The sequence below is a fragment of the Paenibacillus sp. MABNR03 genome (genome assembly GCF_050455445.1).
Taxonomy (GTDB): Bacteria; Bacillota; Bacilli; order Paenibacillales; family Paenibacillaceae; genus Paenibacillus; species Paenibacillus xylanilyticus.
The window spans coordinates 596,551-618,169 of sequence record NZ_JBCIYR010000002.1 but is presented as its reverse complement, the minus strand read 5'-3'; the positions used below and the strand labels follow the sequence as shown (position 1 = coordinate 618,169).

19 protein-coding genes are annotated in these 21,619 nt (G+C 45.6%); 5 read left to right on the top strand and 14 right to left on the bottom strand.

Translation table 11 applies throughout. From position 1 onward, the window contains the following. Positions 1 to 44 precede the first annotated feature (44 nt). From AAIH57_RS11360 to ligD, 4 genes are all read left to right on the top strand, one after another. Positions 45 to 914 carry a VOC family protein gene (locus AAIH57_RS11360; protein WP_175398202.1) on the top strand — a complete coding sequence of 290 codons (870 nt, stop codon included), beginning with the start codon at positions 45 to 47 and terminating at the stop codon, positions 912 to 914. 178 nt (positions 915 to 1,092) lie between these two features. Then, complete coding sequence (locus AAIH57_RS11355; protein WP_430021688.1) at positions 1,093 to 2,190, top strand: GerAB/ArcD/ProY family transporter; 1,098 nt, start codon at positions 1,093 to 1,095, stop codon at positions 2,188 to 2,190. Positions 2,191 to 2,233: 43 nt separating this feature from the next. Next, entirely contained in the window at positions 2,234 to 3,190 is a 957-nt protein-coding gene (locus tag AAIH57_RS11350; protein ID WP_430021687.1) for an RNA ligase family protein, read from the top strand. A gap of 40 nt (positions 3,191 to 3,230) precedes the next feature. After that, positions 3,231 to 4,121: a non-homologous end-joining DNA ligase gene (gene ligD, locus AAIH57_RS11345; protein WP_430021686.1), complete on the top strand. Its 891-nt coding sequence runs from the start codon at positions 3,231 to 3,233 to the stop codon at positions 4,119 to 4,121. Between the two features lie 70 nt (positions 4,122 to 4,191). Here ligD and AAIH57_RS11340 read toward each other — a convergent pair whose 3' ends face one another. Beyond that, positions 4,192 to 5,100: a YitT family protein gene (locus AAIH57_RS11340; RefSeq protein WP_347382332.1), complete on the bottom strand. Its 909-nt coding sequence runs from the start codon at positions 5,098 to 5,100 to the stop codon at positions 4,192 to 4,194. Positions 5,101 to 5,445: 345 nt separating this feature from the next. Then, on the bottom strand, positions 5,446 to 6,885 hold the full coding sequence (gene cls / locus AAIH57_RS11335; RefSeq protein ID WP_430021685.1) for a cardiolipin synthase: 1,440 nt from the start codon (positions 6,883 to 6,885) through the stop codon (positions 5,446 to 5,448). Positions 6,886 to 7,252: 367 nt separating this feature from the next. Here cls and AAIH57_RS11330 point away from each other — a divergent pair, with 367 nt between their 5' ends. Beyond that, complete coding sequence (locus tag AAIH57_RS11330; protein WP_175398197.1) at positions 7,253 to 8,602, top strand: hemolysin family protein; 1,350 nt, start codon at positions 7,253 to 7,255, stop codon at positions 8,600 to 8,602. 103 nt (positions 8,603 to 8,705) lie between these two features. Here the strand turns inward: AAIH57_RS11330 and AAIH57_RS11325 are convergent, their stop codons facing one another. The 12 genes from AAIH57_RS11325 to AAIH57_RS11270 form a co-directional block, all read right to left on the bottom strand. Further along, a complete protein-coding gene (locus AAIH57_RS11325) occupies positions 8,706 to 9,782 on the bottom strand; it encodes an AI-2E family transporter (protein ID WP_175398196.1) in 1,077 nt (358 codons plus the stop codon). 177 nt (positions 9,783 to 9,959) lie between these two features. Then, positions 9,960 to 10,754 carry an ABC transporter permease gene (locus tag AAIH57_RS11320; protein ID WP_430021684.1) on the bottom strand — a complete coding sequence of 265 codons (795 nt, stop codon included), beginning with the start codon at positions 10,752 to 10,754 and terminating at the stop codon, positions 9,960 to 9,962. After that, the gene (locus AAIH57_RS11315; protein WP_430021683.1) at positions 10,747 to 11,655 is read right to left on the bottom strand and encodes an ABC transporter ATP-binding protein; all 909 of its coding nucleotides are present in this window, start codon (positions 11,653 to 11,655) and stop codon (positions 10,747 to 10,749) included. The genes AAIH57_RS11320 and AAIH57_RS11315 overlap by 8 nt, the downstream gene beginning before the upstream one ends. Positions 11,656 to 12,204: 549 nt before the next feature. Beyond that, positions 12,205 to 12,723 (bottom strand): hypothetical protein, encoded by a 519-nt coding sequence (locus AAIH57_RS11310; protein ID WP_430021682.1) that lies wholly within the window; start codon positions 12,721 to 12,723, stop codon positions 12,205 to 12,207. A gap of 83 nt (positions 12,724 to 12,806) precedes the next feature. Then, on the bottom strand, positions 12,807 to 13,379 hold the full coding sequence (locus tag AAIH57_RS11305) for a VanZ family protein (protein ID WP_246311071.1): 573 nt from the start codon (positions 13,377 to 13,379) through the stop codon (positions 12,807 to 12,809). 28 nt (positions 13,380 to 13,407) lie between these two features. Beyond that, positions 13,408 to 14,325, bottom strand: a complete 918-nt coding sequence (locus AAIH57_RS11300; RefSeq protein ID WP_175398191.1) for an LCP family protein — start codon at positions 14,323 to 14,325, stop codon at positions 13,408 to 13,410. Between the two features lie 36 nt (positions 14,326 to 14,361). Then, complete coding sequence (locus tag AAIH57_RS11295) at positions 14,362 to 15,693, bottom strand: UDP-glucose dehydrogenase family protein (protein WP_430021681.1); 1,332 nt, start codon at positions 15,691 to 15,693, stop codon at positions 14,362 to 14,364. After that, positions 15,690 to 17,084, bottom strand: coding sequence for a sugar phosphate nucleotidyltransferase (locus tag AAIH57_RS11290; RefSeq protein ID WP_175398189.1), 1,395 nt, complete (start codon positions 17,082 to 17,084; stop codon positions 15,690 to 15,692). Before AAIH57_RS11290 ends, AAIH57_RS11295 begins: the two co-directional genes overlap by 4 nt. 60 nt (positions 17,085 to 17,144) lie before the next feature. Further along, positions 17,145 to 18,143 (bottom strand): polysaccharide pyruvyl transferase family protein, encoded by a 999-nt coding sequence (locus AAIH57_RS11285; protein WP_430021680.1) that lies wholly within the window; start codon positions 18,141 to 18,143, stop codon positions 17,145 to 17,147. After that, positions 18,109 to 19,494, bottom strand: coding sequence for an oligosaccharide flippase family protein (locus AAIH57_RS11280; protein WP_430021679.1), 1,386 nt, complete (start codon positions 19,492 to 19,494; stop codon positions 18,109 to 18,111). Before AAIH57_RS11280 ends, AAIH57_RS11285 begins: the two co-directional genes overlap by 35 nt. Then, positions 19,494 to 20,390: a glycosyltransferase gene (locus tag AAIH57_RS11275; protein WP_430021678.1), complete on the bottom strand. Its 897-nt coding sequence runs from the start codon at positions 20,388 to 20,390 to the stop codon at positions 19,494 to 19,496. The genes AAIH57_RS11280 and AAIH57_RS11275 overlap by 1 nt, the downstream gene beginning before the upstream one ends. Further along, positions 20,387 to 21,589 carry a glycosyltransferase family 4 protein gene (locus tag AAIH57_RS11270; protein WP_430021677.1) on the bottom strand — a complete coding sequence of 401 codons (1,203 nt, stop codon included), beginning with the start codon at positions 21,587 to 21,589 and terminating at the stop codon, positions 20,387 to 20,389. Before AAIH57_RS11270 ends, AAIH57_RS11275 begins: the two co-directional genes overlap by 4 nt. Between the last annotated feature and the right edge of the window lie 30 nt (positions 21,590 to 21,619).

The window sequence follows — 21,619 nt, the reverse complement described above, 5'->3', positions numbered from 1 at the left end:
AGATGAGATGAATAAAACCATTTATTTATTAGGAGGATACTCTTATGACTACCCCATATCAAATCCCCAGCACCACCCATTTGGGCGAAGTAAGCCTGAAAATCAGCAACCTGGAGCGATCCATTCAATTTTACACGGAAGTGGTCGGACTCCAAGTATTGGAACGTCACGAAGGGGTGGCAACGATGACTGCTGACGGCAAACAGTCCCTGGTGCGTCTTGAAGAGCTAACCGATGCGGTGACTCTGCCTGTTCGTTCACACGCCGGATTGTATCATTTCGCCATTCTGCTGCCTGACCGCAAGTCACTTGGTCTTGCCCTTCGCAACCTCGCTGCCTCCGGCATTGAGATTGGTCAGGGCGATCATCTGGTGAGTGAGGCATTCTATATTTCTGATCCGGACCAGAACGGAATTGAAATTTATGCAGACCGTCCGCGTGATACCTGGAGACGGGATGCAGACAATAACTACATCATGTCAAGCGATCCGGTGGATGTGCAGAGTTTGTTTGACCTCTCCGAGAATGAGCCTTGGAATGGCCTGCCTGCTGGAACCGTTATCGGTCACGTACACTTTCATGTACGCAGCCTGGAAGAATCCCGCCGCTTCTATACAGGTGTGCTCGGTTTTGATGTCGTAGGCAATTTCGCTGGTATGTCAGCTCTATTTGTTTCCGCCGGCGGGTATCACCACCACATTGGCCTGAATATCTGGGCTGGGACAGGCGCGCCGGTGAATCCGGACCGTGCCACAGGGATCGACTATTTTACCATCGTATACGCCGGACAGGAACCATTGCAGCAAGCTCTGGAACAATTGCGGCAGCAAGGTGCCGCTCTTGAAGAACATGATGGCAGCTGGTTTACCACCGACCCGCAAAATATACGTGTTCGCTTGATCACAGCCGGATAAACCTGTTATTTGATGACTTTCTTATAAATTCATAAATCCCATGTTATACCGAGACAGCTCGGACAGTGTGCAGCTCTTTTCTATGAGATTGCCAATGTCCGGGCTTTTTTATTATATATTTGGTGAAATTGGCGCATCCTAACCTAATATCCAGCTCGACAAACGAAGGAGAATCCAAATGGTTGAAAAGGGACGTTTGACGGTAAGGCAGCTTGGCGCCTTACTGTTCCTCTGTACAATTGGTGAACAGATTCTCGTATTTCCAGCCATGATCACTTCGTTCGCGCACGAAGATGCCTGGATATCTGCGTTGCTGGGCGTCGCTGGGGGAATCGGGATTCTGTCCATCATGCTGGCAGCCTACAAACTTCATCCCCGGCTGAATTTGGTTGAGAATGCACTTCGAACATTAGGACCTTGGATCGGGGGTTTGTTCAGCTGTTTTTATTTGTTTTATTTTCTGATCAGTACATCCACATTCGTCAGGGAAATCGGCGATTTCATGTCCACCCAGATCTTACACGATACACCACTGTGGATTGTACATCTGCTCTTTGTCTGCCCTCTGGTATGGGGACTTATATGCGGTCTGGAGTGTATAGCCAGAAGTGCCGAGGTTTTTCTCCCATTAGTTGTATTGTTTCTGCTTATATTGACGGTGTGTCTTCTTCCTCATCTCAAACTGGAAAATATCCAGCCTGTTCTTGCCCAAGGCTTCCTTGATCCATTCCGGGGCTTCATTGCAGTACTTACTTATCCGTACTGTGAGTTATGTATTTTCATGATGCTGTTTCCTTACGCCAAGCAGGAGCCACACCTGGAGAAGGATATCCTTCTGGCAGGACTTATTGGCGGTCTGATGCTAACACTGACGCTGACCATTTGTCTTCTCGTGATGGGGCCCTTTATGACACAGCATCATTGGTTCGCTTCATTTCAACTGTCGGAAAAGATTAATATAGGCAACTTTCTGCAGCGGATTGAAGCCTTCATGGCATCCGTGTGGATTATCGCTGTTTTTTTCAAAAGCATTCTGTTCTTCTACAGTTTTGTCTTAGGAATTACACATCTGTTCAGCCTATCCAGCTACCGTTCACTTATCCTGCCGTCAGCTCTTCTAATTCTGGCCATGTCCATTCTGGTTTCTCCAAATCAAATTTTCTATCTCAAGGTGATTATTCCCTATTGGATTGATTGGGATCTTACCTGCGGCATCGCACTCCCTGTACTGCTCATTCTGGTACATCAATTCAAATCACGTTTATCCAAAATATAAATATCCACAGCTCGCAGCAGATTAGACAGAAAGGAGCCTGCACATGTTCACACCTTTGACCCCGTTTGAGCCTATATCCCGGGACAACATTCCAATCGGACCCAACTGGATTGCTCAGGTGAAATGGGATGGCGTTCGCATGCTTGCTTACGAGGATGGCAATGAACTCAAATTGATAAATCGCAGACTGCATGATCGAACTGTCCAATATCCCGAGCTGGTTTCCGCACGAAACCTGTGCAGCGTTCCCTCTTATATCCTGGATGGCGAAATTATTGCGCTAGACCCGGAAACGGGGAAACCTTCCTTTTACCATGTACTGCGCCGGGACCGCATGAGTAGACCTGACGGAATTGCCCAAGCCGTGCATCAGATTCCGGTGACGTATATGGTTTTTGATATTTTGTTCTGTGATGGAACATGGGTCACCGACCAGCCGCTTGCAGAGCGCCAGCGCCTCCTGCACCAGGTGCTTAACACGGGCTCACACGTACAGGAAGTGACCAACACCTCCGATGCCTCCTCTTTGCTCACGGTTATGAGGCAGCACCAGATGGAAGGTATTGTCTGCAAAGATCTTACAAGCACCTATGCTATCAACGGCAAGGATCAGCGCTGGCAGAAAGTCAAAATCATGCATGATCTCTACGCCATGATTGGCGGGGTCACCTACCGGAGCGGCATCGTTAATGCCATTGCCGTTGGCGTATATGATGGACCGCATTTTGTCTATATTGGTCATGTGGGCACTGGCAAGCTGAACTCCGCCACCTGGCGTAAACTTACAGAAGAAGTTGAACCTCTGATTCAAAAGGAAAGACCCTTTTACAATGTGCCCGAGCGAAGTGCAGAGACTACGTGGATAGAGCCCCGAATCGGCGTCAAGGTGCAGTACATGGAACTGACTCAGCATCGGACCCTGCGCCACCCGAGTATACAAACATTCGCAGAGGTCTCACGTGATGATTGTCTTGCCAGTCAACTCGTTATCGAAGTGTGAATTTATATAACCGTTCATGTTGTATAGAGGAGGTGTTTATATGGCCCGTACGATAAAAGGCACCATTACTATAGAAGGCACGGAGCTTACCGTAACCAATCCGGACAAGCTGCTGTGGCCTGAGGCAGGGGTAACCAAAGCCATCTACTTGCAAAAGCTTGCGGCCATCGCACCCTTTTTGCTTACGTACACAAGAAATCGGCTTCTAACCACTATTCGTTATCCGCATGGCGCAGGCGGTGAATTTTTTTATCAGAAAAATGTACCCGAACCGATTCCGGATTTTGTGCGTACCGAGATGCACGAAGGCATCCGCTATGTCGTGATGGATCGCCTGCCGGAGTTGCTGTGGCTTGGCAATCTTGCTGCCCTAGAGTTTCATCCCTCTCTGCATGCCGTGGGGAGCCATCTGCCATGCGAATGGATGATTGATCTGGACCCTTCACTTGAAGAGGAACCCCGCATTATGCAGGCCGCCTTGATTGTTGGAGAAACGCTGACTTCCCTGGGATTGAGATCTGTACCCAAAACCTCTGGGGCAACAGGTATACAGATCATCGTTCCGATCCGTCAGGGTGTTACTTTCGATGAACTGCGGGATATTGGTCATTTTGTTGGCAAGTATGTTACCCAGAAGCATCCTGATCTGTTCACCTTGGAGCGACTCAAAAAGGATCGCGGGGACCGGATTTATTTTGACTATCTGCAGCATTATGGCGGCAAAACCCTGGCAGCTCCGTATACGCCACGTGCAAAACCCGGGGGTACCGTATCCACTCCGCTCACTTGGGAAGAAGTCCGAAACAACGTCTCGGTCAAAGACTATCATTTGATGAATATTGTGGAGCGGTTGCAGCAGGTAGGCGATCTCATTGCATCCGTTGAGCCCCAGCCTGTTGAGCTGATCACTCAGCATCTGAAAAGGAAATAGCCGGCAACCCTCAAACCAAGGGTGCCGGCCATTTTTTTTATTATATGCATGTTACATCGAGTAAGACTCGCTAATGGATACCTTTTTTCTTGAAACGTCCGCCCTTGACGTCATGAATGTTACCGATTGCCACAAACGCTTGCGGGTCCCAATCTTCGACGATGGACTTCAGCTTCGCTTCTTCCAGACGAGTGATAACGACAAAGATGATCTTCTTCTCATCCCCGCTGAATCCGCCCTCTCCATCCAGGAAAGTAACGCCACGACCGAGACGGTCTGTCAGCGCTGAACCGATATCGCGATACTTCTCGCTGATAATCCATACCGATTTGGACTGATCCAGTCCTTCATTAACGATATCAATCATCTTCATGGCGATGTAATAGGCAATCATGGAATACAGGGCATTCGGCCAACCGAATACAAATCCGGCACCTGCGAAAATAAAGACGTTAATAAACAGAACAATCTGTCCTACCGACAGCGGAGATTTCTCACTCAGCAAAATGGCTACAATCTCCGTACCGTCCAACGATCCGCCAGACCGGATAACGAGCCCGACACCCACACCCAGAATCAATCCGCCAAATACCGCTCCGAGCAGTGGTTCACCCGGTGTCAATGCCGGCACACGGTGCAATAATGAGGTCCCGATGGACATCACCACGATCCCGAGCAGCGTGGATAACGCAAATGTTTTACCAATTTGTTTATAGCCGAGAATCAGAAAAGGCAAGTTGAGCAGAGTCAGGAAAATCCCCAGCGGCAGATGCGTAAGCTCTGACACCATAATCGAGATCCCCGTGATTCCTCCATCAATTACGCCATTGGGCACGAGAAATATTTCAAGTGAAACAGCCATCAGTGCAGCACCGATCAGAATCATCACAATACGTTGCAGGAGCTTAAGCGTAAATACCGAGCTTTTTACATTCCGATCCGGCTTCGATGTTATTTCTTTAACCGTTACATTGGACATGGTATCCCCCCCGTTTGATTGATATGTGAATCAATTTCATAAAGCATTTAAATACTGAAAGGGGAACCTACATATAGTAGAAAACGATCTCGCTTAACTCTATAAGTACCCTTCTTATAAGTAACTAAAGGCAATATGAAATGGATTCAAATATGTCTTAATTCCGGTTTACACTTCGAAAAGAGAGCAAAAGGGAGCCTGTTTCCCGCAGACTCCCCTCCTTCGCCAAGACATGATTTATATATTTATTATATCATAAAAGATCAAATTTGAGCAAAATAGTTAGCAAAAAGAAGATAAATTCAAAAAAAGTGAATTTATCTTCAGAAATCGAACGTAAAACGGCTAAAGCAGCGGAGAAAGCATGCGAGAAAGGATTTCTGCCCCCTTTTGTCCTCGTGAACGTCCCTGAAATGCCTTAAGGTCGATCTTGCTGGACACCTTCAAATCCTTTTCAAAATCCGCTATCAAACGATCCATGGAGGAGGACTCAAACAGAACGGCTGTAAGTTCAAAGTTGCAGAAAAAACTGCGCATATCCATGTTGGCTGTCCCCACGGTGGCAAGCAGCTCATCCACAATCATGACTTTGGCATGTACAAATCCTTTTCGATACTGATAAAACTCCACCCCTGCACGGAGCAATTCCTCCACGTACGAGAGGGAGGCCAGATGCACAAGCCGTGAATCAGACTGATAGGGAATAATGATCTTTACATCCACCCCGCTTACAGCAGCAGTCTTGAGCGCTTCATACAGGGCAGGATCCGGAATGAAATAAGGACTCGTAATATAAATGCGTTCACAGGCTACCGAGATGGCTCCAAAACACATTTCCTGAATCGCATCCCACTCCTGGTCAGGTCCACTGGCCAGAATCTGAATTTTTTCGTCCCCGCTGCATATATGAGGCGGAAATAGTTCTTTCAGCTGTTTTTCGGTAATCTGCTCACCGGAAGCAAGCTTCCAGTCGTTAAGAAATGTGTTTTGCAGGAAATAAACGGCGTCACCTTCCAGCTGCATATGCGTATCCCGCCAGAACCCCATTTTCTGGTATTTTCCGAGGTAATCATCCCCGACATTAATGCCACCCACAAATCCAACCCTTCCATCCACGACGATAATTTTCCGATGATTCCGGTAATTGACCCTGCGATCAATGGTGGCAATCAGCGGAGGAAGGAAATAATGGAATTCCACCCCGGCATCCTGAAGCTTGCGGATAAAACCCAGGCTCATTTTGTGGCTGCCAAGACCGTCACAGATAAACCGGACTCTTACACCTTCACGTGCCTTGCGAATCATCACTTCCTGAAACTTGGTACTGATTGCATCATCACGAAAAATGTAAAACTCCACATGCAGATGATGCTTCGCCTTCTCCATTTCCCTTAACATGGCCGGGAAGGCCTCTTTCCCGTTCGTTAACACTTTGCTTCTGTTGCAGCCCGTGATAGGGCTCTCCGACAGATGGGACAGCAGATTAAACAACCGCTGCTGGTGCATAAAGCGATTGTCAGGCATTTCGGCTGCTTCCTTCACAATATGAGCCTGCTCCCATATCGTTTCCTTAATCTCCCTGAAAATTCTCGATCCGGCTTTGCGTACTTTTTTTCGTTTGTTGAAATCCTGTGCCACGAAGTAATACACGATAAAACCAATCGGAGGCACACAAAACAAAATAAACAGCCAGGCCACCGCTTTGGACGGATTTCTGAACTCCAATATGATAATGGTGGCTGCCTGGAAAATAAAAACGAGTAAAATAATGACCAGCCAAAACATCCCGGCTTCCCCCTCGATGACAATCTTGCCTTTCTCTCTCACTTCATCAGTTTTGACGATAAAGCATATAGCTAATCATAGATACCCAATGTTGGACCTATTCGTAACGTCCGTATAGATAAAACTTTACATACGCAAACTAATCTTAGGGTTTACTGCCCGCCTGCTATGCTGAAATGGCTGTCTATTCTGACTGTGTTTGCATCTACATATTCTCCATCAAGTCTGAGAAACCGCATCACACCGCCATTTAGAGCATTTCACCTTCCATAGTCTTCCTCTTTTGCTCCGCAGGAGGTGGTCTTCTGGCGTTAAATTCGATATAATATTCGTTAAAAACTTATTACCTAAAGGAGAAGAGCAGTGAATGGAAAGTGAGAGGTATGCGATAAATTTAGTAATGGTTGCGTTTTTGATAGGACTTTCGGCGTTTTTTGTTGCAGTGGAGTTCGCTCTGGTACGGGTTCGTCCGAGCCGGATCGACCAAATGATTGCAGAAGGGAACAAGCGTGCGCTGGCTGTTAAACAGGCCGTTGCCAATCTGGATGGCTATTTGTCTGCCTGCCAGCTTGGAATCACGATCACATCTCTGGGACTGGGCTGGCTGGGTGAACCAACGGTAGAGAAGATTCTCCACCCTGTGTTTGAAAGCTTGAAAATGCCTGAGGCGGTTTCTTCGTTCTTATCGTTTGTTATCGCGTTTGCTTCCATCACGTATCTGCATGTTGTGGTTGGTGAACTCGCTCCAAAAACGATTGCAATCCGGAAAGCCGAGACTGTTGCACTGCTGACGTCTACACCTATCATCTGGTTTAACCGAATTATGTATCCTTTTATCTGGCTGTTGAACGGCTCAGCGAACCAACTGGTGAAACTGTTCGGAATCAAACCTGCCTCTGAACATGAAGATGCACACTCCGAAGAAGAGTTGCAGATCATTATTAATGAAAGCTTTGAAAGTGGTAAAATCAACCAAGCTGAGTTCGGTTATGTAAGCCGGATTTTTGCTTTTGATGAAATGTTAGCCAAAGAAATCATGGTACCCCGGACCGATATGGTCTGCCTTTATGTGAATAGAACGAACGAGGAAAACCTGGAGATCATTCGTGAAGAGCAGTACACCCGTTTCCCGGTTGTGAACGAGAGCAAAGACGATATTATCGGTATCATCAATACCAAACAATTCTTCCTTGAGCTTTACGGAAACGATGAACCTGTTGATCTTTCTTCACTGATCCAGCCCGTATCTGCTGTTCATGAAACGACTCCGGTTAAGGATCTGCTCAAGAAAATGCAAAAGGATGGCGTTCATATCGCCGTGCTGGTCGATGAATACGGCGGAACATCAGGTATTGTGACGATTGAAGATGTGCTTGAACAGATTGTCGGCGAGATCCGCGACGAGTTCGATGCGGACGAAGTGGAAGACATCCAGGTCATCAACGAAAACTATGTCATTATGGATGGTAAGGTATCCCTGTCCAAGGTTAACGACATGTTTATGTCGAACCTCGATGCCGATGAATGGGATACGATTGGTGGATGGCTCTACAGCCACCGTCCGGAGATGAACGAGCAGGATGAGTATGAGTTCGAGAACCTGACCTTTGTTCTTCTGGAAAAAGACAAAAACCGGTTCTATAAAGTGGCAGTTGTACCTAAAGAGCCGCTCGTTATGTCTGAGTATACGGATGACGAATCCGAAAAGAGTTCATAAGCGATACAGTTAATCACACGTTAATGCCGTATTGGAATATAAAAGAGCACTTCCCTCGCGGAAGTGCTCTTTTGGTATTTCATCAAAAAAGATATGCTCATCTTCACGTATTCTCTGCTCTATCCTCCACAATTCGATTCTGAATCTTGCGGAAAATGATCTTGATAATCATATACAACGGAATCACAATGATCATGCCGAGGATATTGCCAAGGTCAGCACCTACCAGCAATAAAATGACGGTTGTCAGCGGATGGATATCCAGCTGCTTGCCATAGACATAAGGAGATATCAGATTATCCTGAATCTGCTGCGCCACCACGATAATGACCAGCGACCAGATCGCCATGGATGGAGATTCAATAAAGGCTACAATAACAATTGGTATGGCTGCCAGGATCGCACCGACATAAGGAATGAAATTTAATATGATGGATACGACCGTCAGCAATAGCGCATAAGGCAATCCGAGGATAAGAAAACCGATGTACATCAGGATTCCCAGCGCGACATTGACAATCACTCGCCCTACAATAAAATTGCTCAGCGCTTCATCTATTTCATGAACGGTCTCTTCCCCGTCCTTCCGGTAACCTCTCGGCAGAAGCAGGGTTAGATTGGTGCCAAACTTGCTGCCTTCCTTCAGCATGTAATACAGCATAATCGGAAATGTCGCCAAAATGATGACCAGATTGGATACAACCGAGAACAGCCCCGATAGATAATCCGTTACCTGCGCAATTCCCTGTGTCAGGAAGTCAGAGAATCGTGAAACGATATCCGAATCTTCGGGCAGATATTTGGACAGGAAGCCGCTTCTCTCCAGTTCGTTTAGCTGAGCACTAAGTGAGGACATCAAAACCGGTGTATTTTCAATAAAGTTCCATAGTTGTTCCCGGAGTGAGGGCCATACGAGCACACTGAATCCGGCAATCAGCAGGGCAATCACGACATAAATAATGAGAACGGACAGAGCCCTCTTCATCCGATGTCGTTCCATGTAGTCAACGAGCGGCCGAAGTAAATAATAGAAAAAGCCCGCGATCAGTAGCGGAATAATGATGATATGTATTAGTGATGTTAACGGGCGGAAAATAAAATTCACTTTATCTCCCAAATAGACAATGAGCAGCAGCAAAATAATGGCTGTGCAAATTCGGTAAAACTTATTGTTTATCAAGAAATTGATCCCTCCATACGCTGCGCTCCCAGTATTGCGGCGATAATCTGGTGCACCCTTTGACGGTCACTTGATTATATGTACCCTTAAACGCAAGTATTGCCACAATTGGAGTCTGTTATCGTGAGGTCTCCTTTTCTCAGTGAGTGAAATGGGCAAAAAAAAAGCAGCAGGCGGTTAGCCTGCCACATCTCTTTTATTGAAAACCACCCATGAAATGACCATAAAGATGACATAATAAACCGCCAGTACAGCAACGGAGAAACCAAGGGTCATTCCCGCGTTACCCCCGCCGAGCAATCCAAAGTCCATTCCTGAACTCATATACCGGCTGAGATCCATGTTATTAAACAGGACATACTTGGCCCATTCATACCGATCCGGATTGAAAATCAAGGCGAATATACTCTGGGTGAACATGATAAACAGTGACAGACCAATCGCCAGTGCCCCCGAACGAAACACGGAAGAAACCATAAAAGCAATAGCCAGCGTAATAAACAGATCGACATACAGATATGCCCATAACTCAAACGCATATGACGCCGAGCTGCCGCTCCCGCTCACAGATCCATCATGGGAGAATAGCAGATAGGACATGCCCGTTGCGAGCAACAGGATCAGAATCGTACTGAGCAGACTGAACGCAATGACAGTCACGTATTTTGAGGCCAAAATCTTGCTTCGTGACCATGGACGAATGAGCAGCAGCTTGATGGTCCCCCATGTGAATTCCCCTGCTACCGCTTCAGCTGCAATGACAACACAGAAGATGGTATTCAGGAAGAACACGATCTGAACCGTAGTGATAGCTGCTTCCCAGAAGTAAACGTCACCGGCTGCCATGCCTTCTCTCAGCAGCACCGGAAACAACAGCGAGATTAACGCCAAAAATGAAAGCATGATCCACGTGCGGGGCCGCCGGAATATTTTCATATTTTCATTCAATAAAAGATTACCAAAGTTAGGCAATACCTCCGCCCCCAGTCACTTGTAAAAATTGGTCTTCGAGTGTGTGCGTTACGTTACGGATCCCGTATACCTGAATGCCTTCGCTTACCAGTCTGGCATTGAAATCCGGAATCTGGTCACGCGAAAGGCGCACCACAAGCATGTTGCCTTGAACAGTCGCATCCTGAATAAGTTCTGAAGCACGCTGTGTATCATTCACCTCAAAGGCCACTTCCGCGAGTGCATCCGCTCCAGCTTCAGCTTTGAGGTTTCTCACGTCAATCAGCTTACCATTTTGGATAATGGCGACCGTATCACACATGAGTTCCATCTCGGACAGCAGGTGACTGGACACAAAGACCGTGATGCCTTCTTCTTGGGTGAGCTGACGAAGATAATCCCGTAGTTCCCGAATCCCTTGCGGATCAAGGCCGTTGGTTGGCTCATCCAGCACAAGCAACTTCGGCTTATGTAATATGGCTTGGGCGACACCAAGACGCTGACGCATGCCCAGAGAATAGGTTTTCACCTTATCATGAATACGGGCGGTAAGCCCCACACGCTCAATGGTTTCCGCAATGCGTTCCTTGGTAATCCCTGGCGACATACGGGCAAAATGGACGAGGTTCTGATATCCGGTGAGAAATTTGTACATTTCCGGATTCTCTACAATGGCACCTACCTGGGCCACCGCCTGCTCAAATTCATTTTTGATACTATGTCCCGAGATGAAAATATCTCCCTTACTAATGGACATAAGTCCAACCATCATCCGGATCGTTGTTGTTTTCCCGGCACCATTAGGCCCTAAAAAACCAAAAACCTGCCCCGGAGAAATATCCAGAGTCAGGTCGCTGACCAACGATCGGGAAGATATGATTTTACTGACGCCCTGAAGTCGGACGACCGGCTCCTGCTGCATGCAATTCCCTCCCTCATCGACAGGCTAATAAATCATGCCCGTTTCTCATATGAACATAGTGTATCATAATCTTTAGTATATTGTCCCGTAAACTGGGTGTTCTCCTTGCGCTTTGTATGGATCTGACACGCTCCACAGCATCCAAGCGGCATTTCACTCCGATAAAATCCGGTGCGAAATACGTGATTGCCTCCATAGCCCTCTTCCTTTGATTCGACAGAGCCTCTACCAACCGACACAATCATCCCACAACTGACACAGTAAAAGCGGCTCGTTTCGATCACTGAAATTCCTTCCCCTCAACAAGGAGCGATGTCGTCCCTGTTATTTGTCGTTAGAAGCTGAATTTTGATACATTTTGTATCTACCTCGTAATTTACTTGACCCCAGGACTATTGTCAAGCCCATCGCCCTTTAAATAGGGCCGAAACGCAAAAAAAGCTCTATAAATGCGACAAAAGTCTCGCATTTATAGAGCTTTTCTTCGGGAAAATGATACAAAATGATGCAAAGTATCGATCAATATCATCCGCCTACCCGCCTCAAAGATCATTTATGGCTTTCACCGGAGTGCTGCTCCCCACCCTTTCCAGGGTAATACCAGAGCAATGTCCAGTCCTCCCCATCCTTCACCACATAGCAGGTCTGTACAAGATCCAATTGACCGAAGGTGCTTCTGTACTTCATGATTATTCCGATTTTGTAAGCCTCGGCAAATGGCTCTACGCCGTCAATCACCGTGACATCAAATTCCCGCTCCGGTTTTTCCATCTCGAACTCAAATGTTTCCACGCCAAAATGCTGCATAAAAATATGTGCTCTGGACTGCAAATAGGCACTTTTGGAGAAACGTTCCTTCATCAGTGGGTGAAACAGTTCCCATGAACTGCCGAAATCTCCCGCCTGCTCATAATGGTAAAACTCTTCAACCACCGAAGCAGCTTCATCCGGAGCATCCGCACGAAAAAGATATGGAATAGTTTTGGCTATAAGCCATAACAGCAGCAGCACAAGTGCGATGAACCCGATCTTTTTGAACAAAGCATTGCGATTGCGTCTTCGCAGCATGTCCACCCCTCCTGTCCTACTCCATTCTTATGATGGATAGCAGGAAAGTAGAAGCTGGTTGGCACAGAGCATTTCCTGGGAAATCACTTGTTTGGAGTTGACGAATGCCTGCGAGATCTTCGTTTCCGGATCATGGTCTTCATCGCCACATAAATTGTAATTCCGCAGAAGCCACCAATCAGATCCACTCCGATGTCACGTATCGAACTTGTCCGGTTAGGGCTGAACTGCTGGATATACTCATCAATAGAGGCAATAATCGCTACAACAATCAGGGAAGCAGCGATACAGGTCAGCATATGCATTTTCCTGTACCGCAGTCCGCCGAAGACAAGCACGGCCAGCACTGCATACACAAATAAGTGCGCACTCTTGCGAAATATAAACTCGGCGAAGTCATAAGGTCTCTGTCTCAAAGAATAATCATGCTCTCCGTAAGTGAATTGCACATCTGGCAATACAAATCCGATTTTGACTTTTTCGGACCATTGATGCAGCCAAGGCTGGATGGTCTGCTGCTGATACGATTGGTTGGACATGGACCAGATCACCAAAACCCAGGCTGCGATCAACAGCAGGGACAGAATAAAACCGTACACTCTTCGTTTGCGACCGTGTCTCCTTTTTCTGGAGCCCTCCTCCACAATTATTGTCATCACCACTTTCGTTGCCCATCGAAGATTCTTAATTCTTTAAATTCTCTTCAATTATCCCGTGAATGCGATCTCGCTCCTGCTGTTCCACAATATAATAGTAGATTCCGTTGATCTTTTCGCCTTTACCCTTGATTTCCACTGTGTCCACATTTTCGAGATCACTGCGATAATCAAGAATAAGTTCCTTCATCTCATCAAAAGTCAGGTCTGTTCTGACATGTGTACCCAACTCATCCAGCATATTTTGAAGATTGAGTACACTGGAGAATTGCATCGTATTTTTCATCATTTGCTTCAAAACCTCACGTTGCCGTCCATTACGCCCCAAGTCTCCTTGGGGGTCATCATACCGCATCCTCGAAAAACCCAAGGCAGCCACACCATCCAAATGAATATTCCCCTGCTCATAACGATGACCCTCATAATCAAATGCAAATGGATTATTTACATCTACACCCCCGACCAGATCAATGATTTTCGCAAAACCTTCCATGTCCACTTTCATATAATAATGAATGGGGGCATCCAGAAATTGTTCTACGGTTCTCACCGACATGTCTACACCGCCGAAGGCATACGCATGATTGATTTTGTCTTCTGTGCTGTGGCCAACAATCTCGGTTCGTGTATCCCTCGGAATATTAAACATGAGCACTTGTTTTTTTCCAGGATTCACACTTAATACGATCATTGTATCCGAGCGCCCCGGATCGTTCGGACGTTCATCCACTCCCAGAATAAGAGCATTGAATGGCTCCTTGCTATTGATATCTACTGGCAGCCCGCCTCTATTGTCCGAAATAGAGACAGGCTGCGCTGGATCACGCGGCTCGTAAATCTGATCAGCTGTAGACTTCACGGATTGGTATAAATACATCGCATACCCAAACACAGCAATGACAAAAATGGAAACCACCCAGATCGAAATTTTCATCCACTTTTTCATGGTATGTCCTCACTCACGTTATGATGATATTCCTGTTTAGATGATCGCTGCGGCTTTACCTTCTGCATGATTGAGGCCAGGGCGGCCTACAGAGTAATATTGGAACCCAGAAGCATGGATTTGTTCTTTGTTGTAGACATTACGCCCGTCAATCATAATCGCTTCATTCATCATGCTCGCAAGTTCCATCAAGTTCATCTGGGAGAACTCCTTCCATTCCGTCAGCACGCAAAGTGCATCAGCTCCTTTGGCAGCCTTCAGCGGGTTATCTTCCCATGCGATCGAGGCGACATCCATTTCTTTGCGGAAGTTGGCTGTGGCAATCGGATCATAAGCCTTAACAACAGCCCCCGCTTCTGTCAAATACCTAATAATATCGATAGCAGGTGCATCCCTTACATCATCCGTATCCGGTTTAAAAGCAAGTCCCCAGACGGCAATGGTTCTACCGCTAACGGTACCGAAAATCTCTTCAAGTTTGCGAATCACATTAAATCGTTGATCCTGGTTAACCTGAACAACGGATTTTAAAAGTCTGAAATCATAATCAACTTTGTCCGCGATTTGAATCAGAGCCTGTGTATCTTTGGGGAAACAAGACCCTCCATAACCAATACCAGCTTTCAGGAATGAAGAACCGATTCGTTTATCATATCCCATGCCTTCGGCTACACGCGTAACATCCGCGCCAACCTTTTCACATATATTTGAAATTTCATTAATAAATGATATTTTTGTTGCGAGGAATGCATTGGACGCGTATTTAATCATTTCAGCTGACCGGATGTCAGTAATGATGAGATTTTCGGTTAGTGGGCGATGAAGTTTCTTGAGTGCCTTGATTGCCCGTTCACTGTCCGTACCAATCACGATACGATCCGGATTCAGCGTATCCTTCACTGCAGAGCCTTCTCGCAAAAATTCAGGGACAGACGCAACGTCAAACGGTTGAGTGGAAATACTCTGGATCAGTTCTCTGACGCGATCATTGGTGCCCACAGGCACTGTACTTTTGGTCACAACAATTTTATAGCTCTCCAGATGGGTCCCAATCTCGATGGCTACCTGCTCGACATACCCCAGGTTGGCATCTCCATTTGGCAAAGAGGGGGTTCCTACTGCGATGAAGATAATATCGGATTCACGAATGGCTTCAGCGATATCGGACGTAAAGGATAACCTGCCTGCTCGCTTGTTGGCGACCATGAGTTCTTTGAGTCCAGGCTCGTAAATGGGAACTTCACCTGCATTAAGCATATCTACTTTGTCCTGATTGTTATCTACACAGATGACCCGATTGCCGATCTCCGAAAAGCAGACTCCCGATACAAGACCTACATACCCTGTTCCAATTACTGCAATATTCATCTTGTTTTCCCCCAGTTCACACAATTTTGGATGATGTCTGCCCATTCCATTTCAATTCTTACAATGTCCTCTTCGATCAGTTCACTGCCCATCTGGACTTCGATAATTTCAAGTTCTGTAACAGCTTTCACACTATGTTTTCCGCCAGACGGAATTGAAATGGTATCGCCCTGATTAATCTGTCTGATATCACCGTCCAGAATCAATTCACCTTGTCCGGAAACGACTGTCCATACTTCGTTTCGTTTCAGATGGTACTGGTAAGATAAATTTTTACCGGCCCCAATGATAATGCGTTTGGTTAGTACCTCTTCACCCTGAGCATTCCGTGTATAATCAAGAACCTTGTAACAGCCCCAACGGCGTTCTTCATACATGGGACGTTCCGTACTATCTTTAAGGAGTTCTTTGATTTGTGGGCTTGCCTCTTTCTCGCTGACCAGGATACCATCCGGGCTCGTAGCAACAATCACGTTTGAAACGCCCAGTACGCATACCGGGATATTCAACTCATTGACCAGATGTGTGTTTACTGAACTCTCTGTAACTACACCCTTGCCCACAATGTTGGTGCTCATTTCATCTGTCAGCGTATTCCATGTTCCCAGATCTTTCCAATACCCATCGTAGGGTGTAACTACAATTTGAGAGGCCTTTTCAACGACTTGATAATCGAAGCTGATTTTCTCCAACCTTCCGTATTGCTTGAGCATCTCTTCATACTGAATTGGCAGCTCAAGCTCGATCAGCAGATTAATCAGATAATTGAGTTTGAACGCAAAAACCCCGCAATTCCAAAGGGCAGATTGTTTTATCATCTCTGCTGCTTCAGCCTCGCGAGGTTTCTCTTGAAAACGGGTTACCTTGGCATATTGCATATGCTCTTTTTCTCTTGTTTCGCTTGGTTCCGTTACAATATAACCATATTTTTCCGAAGGATAGGTGGGTTTCACTCCGATCAATGCCAAATCCACTTTGGATTCCGCCAGGATCTGTTCAAGATCCATAACTTTATAAAAGAAAGATTCCTCCACGTAAGGGTCAACCGGAAGTACGGCTACGGTTTCGTTCAAGCTGACACCCTGCACCGAGTAGAGATAGACAGCCGCTAAAGCAATGGCAGGGAAGGTATCCCTGCGTTCCGGCTCAACCACAAGGTCAACCTCCTCACCCAGTTGGCTTTGTAAAATCTCCACCTGTGGCTTGCTCGTTGCAATCGTCGCCTGTTCACTCAATCCGGTCTGCTGTAACTGTCTCCATACCCGCTGCACCATTGACTCCGACTGCCCCTGGGGACCTTCAAGCACTTTGAGGAACTGCTTGGAACGTGTATCATTGGACAAGGGCCACAACCTTTTCCCCGATCCTCCTGAGAGAAGCACGATTCGCAATATGATCACTCCACTCTATATTTTTCAAAAAACGGATGCTCCTTGAAATTGATGTGCAACCTACACAGACACGGTTGACTCAATGTAATTATGATCGATCTTTGCACTTTTCTTAGAAGATAAATCCAATGTTGCCGTGTTGACCTGGTGGGTCCATATTCGATAATATCCGGAGTTTTTACCGTAGGAATTATCAATTAGAAGATTGGGCTTTGCCATCAAACAGGACAAGATGTGACCATGCAATCTGGAAGAATGGATCATCTCATATTCACTAAAACAACGAATCGCTTTGTTTACCAAATAATCACTATACTTCATCCAGATCTTCTGAAGCAGCCGTCTGCCTTTTCCTTTCCGAAGTCCAAGTCCCAGCCAATATACCAGTTTGCGCTCGTACCGATTGTACAAGGTAGGCCAATCCAGGAAATCTCCTTGCTGATCTGCAACCATATGGGAGGGTTCTGCGGCTTTTTCAATATCTGTTCTATAAAAATTCAATCGTTCTTTACGCGGAGAGCTATTTCTCTCGATCGGCCACAATTGATGTGCCATATCTGGTATTAATGAAACGTGGCACCCTTTAAAGTTTTCCGTTGCTATCTGATAAGAGGGTTCATCTCGTACAAACAAATGAAGATCGGAATGTTGGCTGAATACTTCAGCCGTTTTACGCAGAGCTGTTTCCTCCTTGAAGAAGATCGTTTGAGGAAGAATAATGATCCGATGCTCGGGATATTTTCGGATTATATTTTCCCTGAGACGCTGATGTGCTTCGTATAAATCACCGAAATTTCCACCACCATGAAGCACAATAATATGGTCTTTCGGGATTACCGTTTGTTCATTGTAATCGTGAACACTGTAACGTTCAGCAACTTTTATTCGATAGTCTTTGAAAAAGGCTTCCGTCCCTTTCATAATCAACAGATCGCCACAATTGCTATGCACAGGATAATCAATATAATAGATTTTGGACTCAGGAGGCATGATCTCCAATATCTGCTCAAGCTTCTTCTTCAACTCATCCATGCGATGAGTCTTTTGCAAGTTTGGCATCTTTTCCGGCTCCTTTGAGTATATTTTTCTCTCTTAAACGATCCTTCAGGAATGAAATATCTGCTCGGTCATAGAGCATTTTGCGAATCGGCATCTTGAAGATGACAGATATGGATATGAGTGACATCAAAATACGTACAAATGAGCCCAGCAACAGGGCGAGGCCAATCCCAAACAGTCCAAACAACGGAGTTAACACAAAAAACAGGGTAATCGTCACACCAAGTGCAATAACCTGACGTAAAACAATTACGCCTGGTCGACCCAGTGCATTAAAAGCTGAAGCCAGAATCCATGATCCCCCGCCTACAATGCATTCAAGAGAAAGCAGATAAAAGGTACTGCTCGCCTGGAGAAACTCAGGTCCAAATAGTAGGCCAATAAAAAAACGACCAATCAGCATACTGGGTATGATGATGATCGTCATAAGAACCATACTGATTCGAAAAGCTCTTCCTACGAGTGTCAGCACTTTCTCCTGTTCCATTCCTGCAACTTTGGGAAATATCACATTCGTGATTGCCATCTGTACTACATTGAACATGCGGGACAGCGCATAAACAACAGAATATAAACCAAAATCCATCGGTGTTAAAAGTGCCAGAATAATAATTTTGTCGAACTGGTTATACAACGTTCCCAACAACTCTACTCCATACACGCGAATGCCGTAACTAAACAAGTGAATGCAAGTTTTGAATTGGGCGACTAATTGATTGATCGAACCGAAAATCTGTTGTCGCATCATGAACATGTAACCAAGCAGAACCAGAATATTGGCAGCAAAACTGATCATGATGGCTTTCTCCACAGTTAATAACCCTGCAGCCCATAGTGCAACAAGTCCAAACAAATTAAAAAGAGGTGCAAGCAGTCGGGACAGATTATAAATATGGAACTTTTCCGTGCCTTGAGCTGATGCCGCCAACACTCCCATAAGTAATAGAATAGGTACCATGGAGACCGTATACCAACGTGCAATGGTAACTACGGATTCGGAGTATCCTGAGAGCCATAAGGGAATACCAAACCAACTGATTATGCCGGCAATTAGACTAATGGGAAGCTGGACGGCAAAACTCATACTAATGTATGTGGGCAATTGATCACTGTGTTTTTTAACATTGTAGATTAGTGAAGTCGGTAACCCGAGAGCTGCAATTCCTGATATAAATGCAGGCCAGAACAGCACAGCGGCAAGCTCGCCTTTACCCGCAGCCCCAAACATGCGAGCTGTCACAATGGACGTCAGTGTTGTAACACCCATAATGAGAATATTGGCAAAACTGGTCATAAGAATGTTTTGAATCATGCTGTAGTCACGTCTGTTTTTGGCAACGGCCATGTTCATTAGGCGTTCAATCCTCTGCCATTACGGAAAGAACCCACGATTGTTCCATTCCGGTATGATATTTTTACAAGTTGACTCATGACTTTCTGAACATTATTCATGCACAACAGAATAAGTAATCCTGCCTGTGCGATTCGCGCAACATGTTTGAATAACCCCCAGCTGCTCTTGTTATACCTTGTGGCATCACTAATTCCCTGCCAATACATTCGCCTTAATAGCCAACGTTTGTTAAGCCTGCTTTTGGAGATTTTATGTTGAACCGAACCGTATGGAGTGTAATATATCTTGTATTTCTCCCGAATTCGACTAATCAGCTCACTCTCTTCGCTTGAGAGCAAGTTGTTTCCGACTCGCCCTAAATCTTCTCGAAAAGGTTCAATGTTGTCGAATACGCTCTTCCGGAAAGAAACATTTGCACCAAAAGGGAAGTACGGAGGTTTCATTTCCACGACATGATCAGAGAAATCCATCAGTGTATATAGCCCGATGATCTCTTCTGGAATCCAGTCAGGCTTCCCTCCTTCCCATATCGGGTCTATTTTCCCACCAACACAACCTATGGCTGCATCGCGCTCAAATACATTGATAACTTCTTCAATCCAGCTAGAGGAGGCTAACGCATCGTCATCAAGAAATAAGATAAACTCCCCTTTAGCTTCTCTTATCGCACGATTTCGGGCATACGATAAACCCAATTGGTTTTCCATTATATATCGCACTTGCGTTGGCCACAGTGATTCATGAAATAATTCTTTGGTGTTATCTCTGGAATTATTATCAATAACCAAAACTTCAAATTCAAAATTGCAGCTCTCTTGTGCCAACACACTCTGGACCGCTTCAACCGTGTCCTTGGCTCTATTGTGCGTACATATGGCTACTGAAGCTTTCATAATTCCACCTCTATGCTTTGTTTTCTTTTAAGTCCTGTAGTGATACTTCCGGTTTTGTTCAGATAATCCTCATAGCTTTCTAAATATTTAAGGGACATTTTCCTCCAGTCATTTACAAGGGCAACTTTCCTGGAGGACTTGCCCATCTCCGCCAAATGACTTGGATCTTGAATGAGATCATTCAAAACATTGGCCAATTTTGTTATATCGTTTGGATCATCCAATACAACTCCGGGAGGCACACTTCCATTGGACCCTTCTATGATTTCAGTTACACCCGATTCTTCCGTGATGACAACCGCTATCCCCGAAGCAAGAGCCTCCAGTACAACCAAGCTACAGGCCTCGTATCTGGAAGGGAAAATAAAGAGGTCCACATTGCGCATGATATGTCCCATGTCCTTTCGATACCCCAAGAAATGAACCCGATCCTCAATTTTCAAATCTTTTGCCATTTGAGGGTAGATACTCCCCTGAGTGGAGCCAGCTACAACGAGTGATAATTGAGGGACCGATACCATTGACTTCAATACAGTATCGAGGTTTTTGCGCGGATTGCCTATATCCCCGGCAAACAGACCTACAATCTGGTTTGAGCCAAGGTCCATTTTCGTTTTGCTAGCCGTTTCACTGGGGTAGAATTCACGAACGTCTACTCCATTATTAATAACCTGTACCTTATCTTGATTAATACCAATATTAACTAATTCATTTTTCACTTTCTCAGAGACAGCAATGATTTTTCCACTTGTGCGAAAAGCATGCCGTTCAAGATAGGCATTTATCAACGTATACAAACCGAAATACCAACGTTTAAGTGAACGATGGACACGGAAACTATGTACGGGGGATTTAATCCATGTACTATGAACAAAATGAACCGCATTAATATCCCCTCTAGCCCAGGTGATAAAACCATTAACCATCACAAGATCGACCCGTTTTTCTTTCCTCAGCTTCCGAATATGAACTGCACTCTCAAATGCGAATATTTGGTAGCGCAACAACTGTGGCAACTTCAGGGATGGTAATACTTTAATCCATGTGGCGTTTTTATTCTCAAGCAACCTGGGGTCAACTTCGTTGGAAATCATTATGACTTCATGCCCCTGTCTCAGAGATTCTACTGCAACCTCGTAGTTAACTCTGCCTTGGCCTTCTCCTTTAACCACCCTATGGGTGACGATACATATTCTCATCCTTAATCCTCCTAAGTTACGAGATGAAGA

What these genes read in the sequence shown, in the direction of transcription:
- AAIH57_RS11330 (WP_175398197.1), top strand. Translation starts at nt 7,253, where the DNA reads ATGGAAAGTGAGAGGTATGCGATAAATTTAGTAATGGTTGCGTTTTTG.
- AAIH57_RS11340 (WP_347382332.1), bottom strand. Translation starts at nt 5,100, where the DNA reads ATGTCCAATGTAACGGTTAAAGAAATAACATCGAAGCCGGATCGGAAT.
- AAIH57_RS11275 (WP_430021678.1), bottom strand. Translation starts at nt 20,390, where the DNA reads ATGAAAGCTTCAGTAGCCATATGTACGCACAATAGAGCCAAGGACACG.
- AAIH57_RS11355 (WP_430021688.1), top strand. Translation starts at nt 1,093, where the DNA reads ATGGTTGAAAAGGGACGTTTGACGGTAAGGCAGCTTGGCGCCTTACTG.
- AAIH57_RS11350 (WP_430021687.1), top strand. Translation starts at nt 2,234, where the DNA reads ATGTTCACACCTTTGACCCCGTTTGAGCCTATATCCCGGGACAACATT.
- AAIH57_RS11360 (WP_175398202.1), top strand. Translation starts at nt 45, where the DNA reads ATGACTACCCCATATCAAATCCCCAGCACCACCCATTTGGGCGAAGTA.
- AAIH57_RS11300 (WP_175398191.1), bottom strand. Translation starts at nt 14,325, where the DNA reads ATGAAAAAGTGGATGAAAATTTCGATCTGGGTGGTTTCCATTTTTGTC.
- AAIH57_RS11270 (WP_430021677.1), bottom strand. Translation starts at nt 21,589, where the DNA reads ATGAGAATATGTATCGTCACCCATAGGGTGGTTAAAGGAGAAGGCCAA.
- AAIH57_RS11305 (WP_246311071.1), bottom strand. Translation starts at nt 13,379, where the DNA reads ATGACAATAATTGTGGAGGAGGGCTCCAGAAAAAGGAGACACGGTCGC.
- AAIH57_RS11310 (WP_430021682.1), bottom strand. Translation starts at nt 12,723, where the DNA reads ATGCTGCGAAGACGCAATCGCAATGCTTTGTTCAAAAAGATCGGGTTC.
- AAIH57_RS11315 (WP_430021683.1), bottom strand. Translation starts at nt 11,655, where the DNA reads ATGCAGCAGGAGCCGGTCGTCCGACTTCAGGGCGTCAGTAAAATCATA.
- AAIH57_RS11295 (WP_430021681.1), bottom strand. Translation starts at nt 15,693, where the DNA reads ATGAATATTGCAGTAATTGGAACAGGGTATGTAGGTCTTGTATCGGGA.
- cls (WP_430021685.1), bottom strand. Translation starts at nt 6,885, where the DNA reads ATGTTTTGGCTGGTCATTATTTTACTCGTTTTTATTTTCCAGGCAGCC.
- ligD (WP_430021686.1), top strand. Translation starts at nt 3,231, where the DNA reads ATGGCCCGTACGATAAAAGGCACCATTACTATAGAAGGCACGGAGCTT.
- AAIH57_RS11285 (WP_430021680.1), bottom strand. Translation starts at nt 18,143, where the DNA reads ATGCCAAACTTGCAAAAGACTCATCGCATGGATGAGTTGAAGAAGAAG.
- AAIH57_RS11280 (WP_430021679.1), bottom strand. Translation starts at nt 19,494, where the DNA reads ATGAACATGGCCGTTGCCAAAAACAGACGTGACTACAGCATGATTCAA.